At 38.4% G+C, this 12,824-nt stretch carries 11 protein-coding genes; 6 read left to right on the forward strand and 5 right to left on the reverse strand.

The window, feature by feature from the left end; translation table 11 throughout:
- Positions 1 to 67 precede the first annotated feature (67 nt).
- The 4 genes from dhaL to H6G59_RS21315 form a co-directional block, all read right to left on the reverse strand.
- Positions 68 to 706, reverse strand: coding sequence for a dihydroxyacetone kinase subunit DhaL (dhaL, locus tag H6G59_RS21300; RefSeq protein WP_190718095.1), 639 nt, complete (start codon positions 704 to 706; stop codon positions 68 to 70).
- 1 nt (position 707) lies between these two features.
- Positions 708 to 1,781 (reverse strand): dihydroxyacetone kinase subunit DhaK, encoded by a 1,074-nt coding sequence (dhaK, locus tag H6G59_RS21305; protein ID WP_190718098.1) that lies wholly within the window; start codon positions 1,779 to 1,781, stop codon positions 708 to 710.
- Between the two features lie 243 nt (positions 1,782 to 2,024).
- Positions 2,025 to 2,567, reverse strand: coding sequence for a peptide deformylase (gene def / locus H6G59_RS21310; protein WP_190718100.1), 543 nt, complete (start codon positions 2,565 to 2,567; stop codon positions 2,025 to 2,027).
- Positions 2,568 to 2,615: 48 nt separating this feature from the next.
- A complete protein-coding gene (locus H6G59_RS21315) occupies positions 2,616 to 3,860 on the reverse strand; it encodes an HhoA/HhoB/HtrA family serine endopeptidase (protein WP_190718102.1) in 1,245 nt (414 codons plus the stop codon).
- 452 nt (positions 3,861 to 4,312) lie between these two features.
- Between H6G59_RS21315 and H6G59_RS21320 the strand changes: the two genes are divergently transcribed.
- From H6G59_RS21320 to dnaN, 6 genes are all read left to right on the forward strand, one after another.
- On the forward strand, positions 4,313 to 5,497 hold the full coding sequence (locus H6G59_RS21320; protein ID WP_190718105.1) for a nucleotide kinase domain-containing protein: 1,185 nt from the start codon (positions 4,313 to 4,315) through the stop codon (positions 5,495 to 5,497).
- Positions 5,498 to 5,538: 41 nt separating this feature from the next.
- On the forward strand, positions 5,539 to 6,024 hold the full coding sequence (locus H6G59_RS21325) for a DUF1643 domain-containing protein (protein ID WP_190718107.1): 486 nt from the start codon (positions 5,539 to 5,541) through the stop codon (positions 6,022 to 6,024).
- A 114-nt stretch (positions 6,025 to 6,138) separates the two neighbouring features.
- Entirely contained in the window at positions 6,139 to 7,035 is an 897-nt protein-coding gene (locus tag H6G59_RS21330; protein ID WP_190718111.1) for a nucleoside triphosphate pyrophosphohydrolase family protein, read from the forward strand.
- 74 nt (positions 7,036 to 7,109) lie between these two features.
- Positions 7,110 to 7,805, forward strand: a complete 696-nt coding sequence (locus tag H6G59_RS21335) for a dCTP deaminase domain-containing protein (protein ID WP_190718112.1) — start codon at positions 7,110 to 7,112, stop codon at positions 7,803 to 7,805.
- 71 nt (positions 7,806 to 7,876) lie between these two features.
- The gene (locus tag H6G59_RS21340) at positions 7,877 to 8,128 is read left to right on the forward strand and encodes a hypothetical protein (RefSeq protein WP_190718115.1); all 252 of its coding nucleotides are present in this window, start codon (positions 7,877 to 7,879) and stop codon (positions 8,126 to 8,128) included.
- Positions 8,129 to 8,531: 403 nt separating this feature from the next.
- Positions 8,532 to 9,680 (forward strand): DNA polymerase III subunit beta, encoded by a 1,149-nt coding sequence (gene dnaN / locus H6G59_RS21345; protein WP_071191207.1) that lies wholly within the window; start codon positions 8,532 to 8,534, stop codon positions 9,678 to 9,680.
- A 197-nt stretch (positions 9,681 to 9,877) separates the two neighbouring features.
- Here the strand turns inward: dnaN and H6G59_RS21350 are convergent, their stop codons facing one another.
- Positions 9,878 to 12,601: a GAF domain-containing protein gene (locus H6G59_RS21350; RefSeq protein ID WP_190718117.1), complete on the reverse strand. Its 2,724-nt coding sequence runs from the start codon at positions 12,599 to 12,601 to the stop codon at positions 9,878 to 9,880.
- Positions 12,602 to 12,824 lie beyond the last annotated feature (223 nt).

A 12,824-nucleotide genomic window follows, 5' to 3' on the forward strand; every position in this document is an offset into this window, starting at 1 on the left:
CATCTCCCCATCTCCCCATCTCCCCATCTCCCCATCTCCCCATCCCCGCGTCCCCGCGTCCCCTGCCTCATCCCCTCGAACCTTCTACCACCTCCAATAAACTCCGCAACATCCAATAAGCAGAAGTACCACCGGGATCTTGATGTCCCAAACTGCGATCGCCTAAATAACTCGCCCTGCCTTTTTTGGCTAACATGGGTATAGTTGCCTTTAACCCTTGTTCTGCCGCAGCAACAGCCCTCTGCAAGGCTTCTACAGTCCCTAAACCCTCGCTGACAGCTTGCTCAAAAGCACTTACAGCCGGAGACATCACATCTATCATAGTCTTATCTCCCAACTGCGCTTTACCACGCTCTAGTAAACCATCTAAGCCAGCCTGAAGGACTTTGAGGGTATCTTCTGTTGTTAATTCCTGCTTGCCATCTGTTGCGGAACTAGCCCTTAAAAACCAAGTTCCATAGAGGGGTCCACTGGCACCACCAATACTGGAAATTAAGGTCATGCTAACAGCTTTGAAAATGCTGCTGATGTCTTTACCTGTAAAACTCCCTAACTGACTGCTGACTTTTTTAAAACCGCGATCCATATTGATACCATGATCACCATCACCTATGGCCGCATCTAATTCTGTCAAATCTTCTTTATGATGCTCAATGACAGAAGCGAAAACCTGTAACCATTCGACAATTTGCACCTGAGTAATCATCTCACATTCCCCAGCGTAAACTTGGCGTTTTTACTGGTGCATCCCATAACCGCAGCATCTCATCATCCAACTTTAGCAGGGTAATTGAGCAGCCTTGCATTTCCAAAGATGTGATGTAGGGGCCAATTAAGTTTCGGACAATTTGTAGTCCTTGCTGCTCACAGATTTCTGCTAGTTTGCGATAGACAAGATAAAGTTCAGAAATGGGAGTCCCACCCATACTGTTAACAAATGCTAGAATGCGATCGCCTTTTTGCAGGGGTTTATTTAACAGTTCCACATCTACCCATCTGTCTGTGGCTTCGTTCCACTCCCGCACTGTGCGACTGTAGGCGGTATCATCAGTGAGCGAGTTCACTAAAATCTCTGTAATCTCATCGACTGATTTCATGGCAACTCTCTCTCTACCAGGTTCTCCATGAATCCCAATCCCTAATTCTATTTCATCATCTCCCAAAGCAAAAGTCGGCGTACCTTTCATTGGCACTGTACAAGAACTGAGGGCAACTCCCACACTCCGTCCATGCAAATTTACCTTTCTACACAAGGAAGCTAATTGCTGCAAATCATAACCTTGTTTTGCGGCTGCACCACAAATTTTTTCCGCCAGCACTGTTGTTCCTACACCTCTTCTGCCTTGGGTATACAAACTATCTTTCACAGCTACATCGTCATCAATGATAATATTTAGCGTGCGGATGCCTTCACTTCTGGCTAATTCCGTCGCCATTTCAAAATTCATCAAATCGCCACTATAATTTTTGACGATATAAAGAATACCAGCACCACCATCTACCTGCTGCGCTGCGGCTAACATTTGGTCAGGTGTGGGTGAAGTAAAAACTTCTCCAGGACAAGCAGCATCAAGCATTCCTTCACCAACAAAGCCAGCGTGCATTGGTTCGTGACCACTTCCACCCCCAGAAATAATTGCTACCTTTCCCTGCATAGGTGCATCGGCACGATAGACAAAAGTTGGCTCATAATTTACCTTAATTAAATCACCATGAGCCACAGCCATTCCTTCTAGACTTTCCCTAACAAAGTCTTCCGGTTGATTAATCAGCTTTTTCATAATTCATATTCAAAGGGGCTAAAAATCAGAATAACCGTTCATAGCACCACTATTCAGTATTTTTGCTGATGATTACCCTTGAGATTAGTAAACTATAGGAATCCTAAATGATTTCTGATAGCTTGCGTGGCGTAGCCATAAAATATCCAAGTATTGTAGGTAGGGCTATGCCTTACAAAACCCGCATATTGTGGGCAATGCCCACCCTACGTATATGTTCAAAAATCAAATATTAGTCCTGTTTCACCTGTCACCTGCTATACCAATTATCTGCTTTTGATATTCTGCTTCAGTCATCAATTCATCAGTAGATTCTACCCTATCTAAAAACACTTTTCCTTCCAGATGATCATATTCATGTTGAAAAATTCGGGCTACAAAATCAGTTAATTCTTGCTTTTGCAAATTACCATTTCTATCTGTATATTCAATTTCAATTTTTTGATATCTAGGAACTAAACCCCTAATTCCCGGAACACTTAAACAACCTTCCCAACCTTTGACGACTTCAGTTGAGTGAGAAATGATTTGGGGATTAATCATTGCTGTTGGTTCCATTTCTGGCGCATGGGGATACCGAGCATTAGGACGGGAAGCAACAATAAATAAACGATAAGATTCTGCTACTTGGGGAGATGCAATTCCTACGCCGTTAGCTTGGGCAACAGTGGCGATTAAATTATCGATTAGTTGTTGGATACGCTGATCTTGAATATTTTCAATCTCAACTGCTTTTTGGCGTAATATCGGATTACCTAATTGAATAATTGGCGCTAATTCAGTCATGAAATCAACTCCTGTAAATTGGGATTTAATCTTGATAAATATCTGAAATCAACTTTCATTCCTGATGGGTAAAGGTGCAGGTTTAACTGTAACTTGAGTTAGTTGCCCATTTCGCTCTACTTGGATTGGTAATGGACTGCCAATTTTGCTATTTTCCACTAGCTTTTGTACTTCCTCTACTTTATTAACAGGTTGGTTATTAATGCTTTTGATGACATCACCAAAGCGGAGTCCACCAATTGCTGCTGGTGAGTTAGGAACAATTTTCAATAATAAAACTCCTTGATCTGCGACTAAATTCACGCGATCGCCAAATGTACTAATAACTTTTTCCTTAACTTCAGGTGTCAGCGTCACCATTTGAATACCCAAATATGGATGATCCGCCCTACCTTTAGTAATTAATTCCTGAGATATTTTCTGCACTGTATTAATAGGAATTGCAAATCCTAAACCTTGAGCGCCTTGGATAATTGCTGTATTCATTCCTATCACTTCACCACGAGCATTTAGTAGTGGTCCACCAGAATTGCCGGGGTTAATTGCTGCATCTGTTTGTAAATAGTCTACACGTTTATCAGTAGCGCCAATCTCACTACCAGAGCGACCCATAGCACTGATAATTCCAGAGGTGACAGTGTTATTTAAACCCAAAGGATTACCAATGGCAATCACCGGTTCTCCGGGTTGTAAAATATCGGAGTTACCGAGAGCTAAGGTGGGTAGGTTATTAGCGTCAATTTGAATCATCGCTACATCCGTTACTGGATCTTCACCCAAGACTTTACCGTTAAAAGTGCGTCCATCTTTGAGTGTAACTGTTACTCTATCAGCGCCGTCTACTACGTGGGAATTAGTCAAAATTTGCCCAGAGGAATTAATTATAAATCCAGATCCGCTACCTCTTTCAACTCTTTGTCTTGGTTGTGGGACTCTATCACTGAAAAACCGCTGGAAAAATGGATCGCCAAATTCTTCCGCTGGTTGAGATGTGATTGTTCGGGTAGAATCAATGCGAACCACAGCACCACCGACATTTTGTACTACTTTAACTATAAAGTTAGGATCTCCAGAGGAGGAAATCATGGCAGGAGGAGCCACTACTGGGATATTCTGACCTTGAGGAATATTTTGTTCGGCTTCTAAAGTCTTGCTATTCATACGGGAACAGCCACCAACAAGCACAACTGTTAAACCAGTTAACATCCACCCTCTTGCTTTGGTTCCCAATGTGTGGAACAAAAACTTAGTATCCATATTTCTGGGTGTTAAGTGATGATTATTCGTCTTCATGTGTACTTTATTCTCCGTGTTAGACCCTGAGTGGTAGGATATTGGCTACTTGGTGTAGACCAGATTAATTACAGTTTAAAGTTAAATGATTGCTTGCTCTTTCTTCTATTGTGGCAATTAGCAGCTATCTCGTCCCACCTGTGAAACTTGGATTAAAATAATTCGTAATTCGTAATACTAAAAGCCTTGTTAAATAAAGGTTTCAGATTTTGCTCTGCTGAGTGTGATGAATTTCTGATTAAGTCTAGTCTCACGCAAAGGCACAAAGGAATTTTTTAGCATCTTTACGTTTTTTACAGATTTTTGCCAGTTCAGTTAAGAAAATGGTAGGTTGGTTGAGTTAAGCAACAGCACAACCGAAAAGCTCTGATAATGTGCATTTTTGGGCTTAAATGGACTGTATTACCCCATATTTGAGGAAAACTGATGACGATAAGCCAGGAGAAAAGAGTATGAAAGTAAGACAAGAAATTTTTGATACTTATTGGCGATTTTCTGCTATGCGCCAAGAAGTATTTTTCAACAAACTTAAAAATGCACCACCACCCTGGACAAGTGATCCTATTCTTAATACTTATAAGTTTTGTAATGCTTATCGAGTAAGTGATCGGGTTTCTCAATATCTGATCAAAAATGTAATTTACGATGATAATAGAAGCAAAAATGAAGAAGAAGTGTTATTTAGGATTTTGCTATTTAAAATTTTCAATAAAATAGAAACATGGGAATATTTAGAAAGCAAAATAGGAGATTATATTACTCTGTCTAATTTTGATTTAGACATATACTCTAACATATTACAAGAAGCTATGAATCTTGGATATGTGATTTATACAAGTGCATATATGTCTTGTGCTAGTAAAGAGTTTGGTTATGATAAAAAACACCAAAATCATTTGGCATTAATTGATAAAATGGTTGTCAAAGATAAGGTAATTAATCCCATAGTCAAAGCTAAAAGTTTTGAAGAGATTTTTCATATTATTGAATCATATCCATTGTTAGGTAAGTTTATGGCTTACCAATTAGCAACAGATATTAACTATAGTGAAGTTATCAACTTTGATGAAAACAGTTTTACTATAGCAGGGCCAGGAGCAGAACGTGGTATTAACAAGTGTTTTCTTGATACCGAAGGAAAAAGTTATGCTGATGTCATTCATTGGATGACAGAAAATCAAGAAAGTGAATTTCAGCGTTTAGGTTTAAATTTTCAATCACTCTGGGGTCGTCCGTTACAAGCTATAGACTGTCAAAATCTTTTTTGTGAAACTGATAAATACTGTCGAGCCGCATTTCCTGATTTAAAAAGTAATCGCAAAAAGATAAAAGCTAAATTTACTCCAACGCCTCAACCAATTGATTATTTTTATCCGCCTAAATGGTGTATTAATGATAAAGTTCAAGAAACTTTAGCACAGAGATTACCAACATTAGAAATTCCTACTTTGCAACATAATTGTCAGCAATTATCTTTAGAGTTAGATTCTTTGCTGGAAACTACATCTGATCAATCTGATAAATTATCTAAATCTCATAAACAATACAAGCAGGAGACTCAGAAGAAAAAATCAAAATTTTTGCAAAATCCAGATACAGAAAAATCTCAACAGTTGTGCCTGTTTAATGTCTTATAGGATTTACAAATCAAGAGTAATTCAAAGGAAAGTATACTGGCATGGAAAAATATGCCAAGATTAATGGAAATTATCGCTACTTACTGGGGCGTAAATGGGATGCAAATTTGCAGCAAGTTACTTTTGTCATGCTTAACCCAAGTACGGCCGATCATGAACAAGATGATAGGACACTCACGAGATGTATTAAGTTTGCTCAATGTTGGGGTTATGGTTCTCTTGAAGTGGTTAATCTATTCGCTTATCGTGCTACAAAACGCCCTCATCTTCTCCTAGCAGACGATCCGGTAGGACCAAAAAATAACTACTATATTCAATTAGCAACAAACCGCGCTGAGGCAATTATTGTGGCATGGGGAGGGAGTAAGTATCCCAGAATTATGAACCGGAATGAAGAAGTGCTAAGTCTAATTTGTGGCAAAAATATCGATTCTCTAGGTCTTTTAACAAAAGATGGACATCCACGCCATCCGCTATATCTTCCACTGAGTACAGAAAGAAAGCCTTTTCTTAGTGCTTTACCATAGTAATAGTTAAAACAGAAACTCTAACAATGAGACTGTTTATTTCTCATCATATTTGTATGTTATTTCGGTGAGAATACTAGTAATCAACAAGTTTAAAATTTAAGGAATTGTATTATGAATTTTGCTGAATATCAAATACAAGCATTAAATACAGATCAGATTCCTGCTGTTGAAGGTACTGAATTAATCATACCGCTACTAGGTTTAGTTGGTGAAGTTGGTTCACTGATGACAGAATATAAAAAACATTTACGCGATGGTGAAGCACACAAATTATTTAAAGAAGGAATTGCAGAAGAATTGGGAGATATGCTTTGGTATATTTCCAATATAGCCAGTAAATTTAACCTTAATTTGGAAGAAATCGCAGAAAATAATCTGACAAAGTGTAATGATCGGTGGGGATGGAGAGATTCAACAGAAACAGATAATAAAAATACAAGTTACAGCTTTGATAATGATTTTCCCGAACATGAAAGTTTACCAAGACAATTTGAAGTAGAAATTACAGAGGTAAGCAAAGATAACTCAATCAAAATGAAGGCATTTGTCAACAAAGAACAGATAGGAAATGACCTAACTGATAATTCCTATAAAAGTGATGGCTACCGCTTTCATGATATTTTTCATTTTTCCTACGCCGCAGTTTTAGGTTGGTCTGTAGTTACTCGTAGTATTCTTAAACGTAAGCGCAAAAGTAATCCCCTTATTGACGAAGTTGAAGATGGAGGTCGTGCAGTAGCTATTGAAGAAGGTATATCAGCACTTGTATTTAGCTATGCTAAAGATCACGGTTTCTTAAAAGGCGTTTCAACATTAGATTACCAACTATTGAAGACTATCAAAAATATGACATCTCATTTAGAAGTTTCTTGTTGTTCGCTAGGAGATTGGGAGAAGGCTATTTTGATGGGTTATGATGTCTGGCGACAAGTAGAAAAAAATCGGGGAGGAACGGTAGTTGTTGACCTTGATGCAGGCTTTATAACTTATCAAATAGGTGTAAGTTAAAGTAACAAGTCTAGTTGGCATTTTGTCTCTGTTAATATAAAACTTTCATTTAACCATATCTTGAGGAAATAAAAATGAGTTTTTGGTCATCACAAACTTTGCGTTCTCGTCTTCCTAGTTTAATTGAACCATTTAATGATGATCAAATTGAGTCTGCATCATACCAATTGTGTTTAGGGGAAGAAGTTTATATTTCACCCCTTCCTGATACACCTCTGAAAGAACGAAAAAAAATTCCTCTTAGCGAGAAAGAAACTGTTCCTATCCCTCCAGGACAGTTTGCATTTCTAATAACTTCTGAAAAAATCAAAATTCCTAACAATGCACTTGCATTTATTTCAATTAGATTTAAATTTAAATCAAAGGGCTTGATTAATGTTTCAGGTCTTCATGTAGATCCTGGTCATTGTGGCAAATTAATTTTTGCTGTTTATAATGCTGGACCTCTTCACCTTCATATAGAAAGAGGTGAAAGGGTTTTTTCTATATGGTATGCAGACTTAGATAAAGAAGATGATAATCCACGAAATAAGATCGGTTATAGTTCAATTCCGTCAGACTTAATGAATAGTGCTGATTTAGTTTCTTCTCTTCCTGCTTTGGTAAAACGTTTGGATGATCTAGAGAAGAAAGTAGAGAATTATTCTATTAAACAGGCTTTTGTCATTACGATTGCTGTTGGGGTTCTACTTACTTTAGCAAAGCCAATAGCGGAAATATTTATACAGCCATTACTAAATATGATTAAATCTTCTCTTACCATCTATTAATTTTCAATTAGCGAAATGAATCTAAGCTATCGCTAAGATGATATAAGTCACGAAATAAACGAGGTGAAGTCATGACAGTAAAAGAAGAAATAATCAAAGAAATTTCTCAAACCCCTGACTTTTTAATCCAAGAAGTATTAAATTTCTTACTGTTCATTAAAAACAGGTTTAAGCAAAGAGTTTCCGAAAATCAAACTGGAGATTTTACCGATACCTTAGCATCCCAATCTTTTTTTAATTTCATTGATGAGGTGAGTAGCCAAATTCCTCAATCAGAATGGGAAAAGCTACCATCGGATATGTCAAAAAATTTAGACCACTAAGTAGCTTGGCACAATTAAATATAAAACCTCTCTCCAAACCTCTCCCCTACCTCTCCCTAACCCTCTCCTACAAGGAGAGGGAAAAGGAATAACTTTTAATACTGGAGAGGCTTTGACTCCCCCTTCCCTGGTAGGGAAGGGGGTTGGGGGGATAGGTTTATATTATATTTTTTAACGCCCACTTACTTATCTATAGGATATCGAATTGCATTAGCACTTAAAGATATTTCGGCTTTAAAGAATCGCATTCTTTTGGATAAGTTGCAAAAAGGTGTTTAATTTAAAGTAGTTTCCGCAAAGATGCAAAAAATACCCAGATTCTAGACTTCTCAGAGAAGCCGGGAGTCTATCTGTTGTTACAAAATTTGTTACCATTATCCTTCACCAGCTGTATCTCAGATTTATGAAATTAGTTTGCGCTCAAAGCGATCTCAGTACCAACCTCTCACTCGTCAGTCGTGCAGTACCATCAAGACCAACTCATCCCGTACTTGCTAACGTACTGCTGCAAGCGGACGCTCAAACTAACCAAGTCAGCTTAACAGCCTTTGATCTCAGCTTGGGTATCCGCACCAGTTTTAGTGCTGAAGTCTTAGAAGGGGGAGCGATCGCACTTCCTGCTAAACTACTTGTAGACATCACCTCTCGTCTACCAGAAGGCGAAATCACCTTAGACGATGAATCAGGGGACAACACCGGAGAAGGTATCATTGTCACTCTCAAACCCAAAAGCGGCAAGTATCAAGTCCGCGCTATGGGAGCAGAAGAATTTCCCGAATTACCCATAATTGAAAATTCAGAAGCAATTCACCTCACCACGGCTGCTTTAATTGAAGGACTAAGAGGTTCATTATTTGCTACTAGTGCTGATGAAACCAAACAAGTTCTCACGGGTGTGCATTTAACAGTTAAACAAGACACCTTAGAATTTGCAGCGACTGACGGACACCGTCTAGCTGTGCTAGAAACAACTAATGAGCGTCCGCTGGAGGGTAGCAGTCAACTTGAGGTAACAGTACCAGCGAGAGCATTACGGGAACTACAACGGATGTTAGCTCATAGTTCCTCAGAGGAAACTGTAGCCTTATATTTTGATCAAGGTCAAATAGTGTTTGCTTGGCAAAATCAACGCCTAACCAGCCGAACTTTAGAAGGACAATATCCCGCCTATCGGCAATTAATTCCTCGCCAATTTGAGCGACAAGTTACTATTGAAAGGCGGCAATTTATTAGCACTTTAGAGCGAATTGCTGTGTTAGCAGATCAGAAAAATAATATTGTCAAAGTTAGCATTGATAACGCCAATCAAGAAATTACCTTATCTTGTGAAGCCCAAGATGTGGGTAGTGGTACAGAATCTATGCCGGCACAAATATCTGGAGAAGATATAGACATTGCTTTTAATGTCAAATATTTAATGGAAGGTTTGAAAGAGTTACCATCTTCAGAAATCCAAATGCACTTAAATCAAAGTCTCACTCCAGTAATTTTTACACCTTTGGGCGGTTTAAAGATGACTTATTTAGCTATGCCTGTGCAATTGAGAAATTAGGAATAATTCAATTTTGGATTAATTTTGGATTAACTCGTTTCCAGTTTCCAACTGGGAATACTATCACAGAGGCTCTGCCTCTGCTATGATTAAAGGCAGAGCCTTCTAAAATTCATTCCCATACAGAGCATGGGAACGAGAATAAAGAGAATACAGTTTTTTTAAATATAAAATCCCAAATCTAAAATCTAAAATTGTTAGGTGATGTGGAAAATGGGAATTTCAATCCAGAATTCTGTACCTACATTTGGTTGTGAATCACATTTAAATATACCACCGTGTTTTTCCACCACAATTTGATAACTAATTGATAACCCCAAGCCAGTACCTTTACCCACTGGCTTAGTAGTGAAAAAGGGGTCAAATATTCTTGCCTTTTGAGCGTCCGGCATTCCTGGCCCATTGTCACTAATACGAATTACTGCACTTTGCACATTTTCATTCATTTCCCCTATGGAAGTACAAATAGTAATTTTCCCTGACAGAAGATTTTCTGATTTAAATGTTCTGTAACTTTCTAGGGCATCAATTGCATTACTTAAAACATTCATAAATACTTGATTTAGTTGTCCAGCATAACACTCTACCAAAGGTAAATTGCCGTATTGTTTGATTATTTGAATGCCCGGACTTTCGGGTTTGGCTTTTAAGCGATGCTGCAAAATCAGCAAAGTACTATCAATGCCATCATGAATATTCACCTCTTTCATTTCTGACTCATCAAGGCGTGAAAAGTTTCGCAAAGATAAGACAATTTGCCGAATTCTGTCAACTCCAATTTGCATAGAAGATAAACTTTTTGGTAAATCTTCAATCAGAAATTCTAAATCCAATTCTTCTGCCCGTTCCACAATCTCTGCACTGGGTTCTGGGCATTCCTGCTGATAGAGATGGAGCATACTGAGTAAATCTTCAGCATATTCATTGATATGAACAAGGTTGCCAGAAATAAAATTAACTGGATTATTAATTTCATGGGCAACACCGGCTACAAGTTGCCCTAAAGAAGACATTTTTTCCGTTTGAATAAGTTGGGTTTGAGTTGATTGTAATTCATGCAGAGTTTGTGTTAGTTGTTCCGCTTGTTGCTGAGTTTTTACCAGTAATTCAGCTTGTTGAATTGCTACCCCAAGTTGCGCTGCAATTTGACTCATGAAGTTAACTTCAGAGGTTTTCCATTGACGGGGTCCGGTGTGTTGATAAGTACAAAGCAAACCCCAAAGTTGTTTTCTGATAAAAATAGGAGCTAACACAAAGGCATGAATTTGAAACTGCTCTAAATTATCGACATGACAAGGAGTAAATCCCATTTGGTAGATATCATCTACGGCAAAGGTTTCATTATTTCGGTATCTTCCTCCTTCTGTATCTTGTAAATATGTATCATTCCAAATTGTATTGATCCCAAGTTTAGATTCATTGAACCAGTTGGGACTAGCAGCTTCAAAATCACCAACAAATTCCCCACCCCAATCAGCAGCGAATTTATAGACAGAAACGCGATCAGCTTTGATTAATTGACAAACTTCTTTAGTAGTTATTTTAAAAATAGTATCTATATCAAGAGACTTACGGATCTTGTTAATGACTCCAAACACAGCTTGTTGCTGCTCAGAAGTCTTTTGCATTTCTAATGTTCGCTTGTGGACTTGTTTTTCTAAATTCTCATTAAAACCTTGCACCTGTTGATAAAGTTCATACTGCTGAATTGCGGAAGCAAAATGTTTACCAATTTCTCCAGCTAGTTCGATTTCTTCATCTGTCCATTTTTCAGCTTGTTCTTGTTTAGATTCGCGCCACAAGTCAAAAGATAACCGGGGGTAAAGTTGTCTGTTATCTGGGTCAAATTGACCAGCCCAAAGAGTTTCTATTTCTATTTCCTTGCGAAAAATAGTTAAATAGCCTACTAATTCTTGCCGATAGTGGAGGGGAATCATTAAGAGGCTGCGGATTTTTGTGGGTTTAAAGGCAAGTTGCACAATTCGCAAATTGGAATTTTGGTAAATATCAGGAATTGCCCAAATGTCGTATTCACCAGATTTGTAATGTTCCTGCCAGACACTATACTGCTCTAGAAGTGGATATATATTTGGGTTGGGAATAACTGGTTGCTGTCCGCATACATAAAGCTGGAGGCAGTTGCTACCAGGAATTAAACATTCTGTGAGAGTTTTAAAGTTGTTATGTTGAAAATCAAAGGCATTATATCTGATACATAACCTGCCACCAACACCATGAAAGGCAGCAACTGTGGCTTCTAAAGCTGGTTGTAAGACAATTGTCGGTAATGAATGTAGAAGGGTGGCAATGCGGTTAATTATAGCTTCTCGTTCGGATTGGGCGCGGGCTTGGGTGAGGAGATTACTTTGTGCGATCGCTACAGACAACTGCTCTACTACCATCTGCATCGCCTCTAGTTCATATTCTGCCACATCACGAGCTTGAGAATGATGAGATACTAACAATCCCCAAAGTGCATCTTGATGGATAATCGGTGCAACTACAGAAGACTTAACCCCCATAGCCGTTAAATATTCTACATGACATGGATCTACTGAACGATAAAGAATATCTTCAGAGATAATTTCCCCCGTTTCTAAGTTATGCTGCGGACTTTGAGCAATCTGTCTAGAATCAACATTTACTACAGAACGCACCCGCGACTTAATAAACATTTCACGGGCATGAAGGGGAATGTCATCAGCGGGGAAATTCAACCCCAATAAGGACGGTAAACGATTTTCATAAATTGATTCAGCAATAACCTGACCACTACCATTTCCATGGAATTTGTAAATCATTACTCGGTCAGTTCCCAGTAAAGACCGAACCTCCGCTGTTGTAGCTGTGATAATATCTTCTAATTCTAAAGACTGCCGAATGCGATTTGTAATCCGACGGAATAAGTTTTCTTTTTCCATACCTGTCCTCAGGTCTAATGGAGGGATGGAGGCCATTGCTTTAATCAAATAATTTAGTATCTTACTATAGTAAGCGATTCACCTTAATCGTATTTTTAGATTTTACCCATGTCTTTGTCTTCAGTAAGATTACGGTCAAACGATTTTGGACTTTGGACTTTGAATGGATGAGGTTAAAATCACCCTGCTAATCTTTTAATCTTGATCTTAACAGGCAACAGAA

The sequence above is a fragment of the Anabaena lutea FACHB-196 genome (assembly GCF_014698305.1).
Lineage (GTDB): Bacteria > Cyanobacteriota > Cyanobacteriia > Cyanobacteriales > Nostocaceae > Anabaena > Anabaena lutea.

Bases quoted from the DNA above. Each gene is read 5' to 3' on its own strand.
- dhaL (WP_190718095.1), bottom strand. From the start codon at position 706: ATGATTACTCAGGTGCAAATTGTCGAATGGTTACAGGTTTTCGCTTCT.
- dhaK (WP_190718098.1), bottom strand. From the start codon at position 1,781: ATGAAAAAGCTGATTAATCAACCGGAAGACTTTGTTAGGGAAAGTCTA.
- def (WP_190718100.1), bottom strand. From the start codon at position 2,567: ATGACTGAATTAGCGCCAATTATTCAATTAGGTAATCCGATATTACGC.
- H6G59_RS21315 (WP_190718102.1), bottom strand. From the start codon at position 3,860: ATGAAGACGAATAATCATCACTTAACACCCAGAAATATGGATACTAAG.
- H6G59_RS21320 (WP_190718105.1), top strand. From the start codon at position 4,313: ATGAAAGTAAGACAAGAAATTTTTGATACTTATTGGCGATTTTCTGCT.
- H6G59_RS21325 (WP_190718107.1), top strand. From the start codon at position 5,539: ATGGAAAAATATGCCAAGATTAATGGAAATTATCGCTACTTACTGGGG.
- H6G59_RS21330 (WP_190718111.1), top strand. From the start codon at position 6,139: ATGAATTTTGCTGAATATCAAATACAAGCATTAAATACAGATCAGATT.
- H6G59_RS21335 (WP_190718112.1), top strand. From the start codon at position 7,110: ATGAGTTTTTGGTCATCACAAACTTTGCGTTCTCGTCTTCCTAGTTTA.
- H6G59_RS21340 (WP_190718115.1), top strand. From the start codon at position 7,877: ATGACAGTAAAAGAAGAAATAATCAAAGAAATTTCTCAAACCCCTGAC.
- dnaN (WP_071191207.1), top strand. From the start codon at position 8,532: ATGAAATTAGTTTGCGCTCAAAGCGATCTCAGTACCAACCTCTCACTC.
- H6G59_RS21350 (WP_190718117.1), bottom strand. From the start codon at position 12,601: ATGGAAAAAGAAAACTTATTCCGTCGGATTACAAATCGCATTCGGCAG.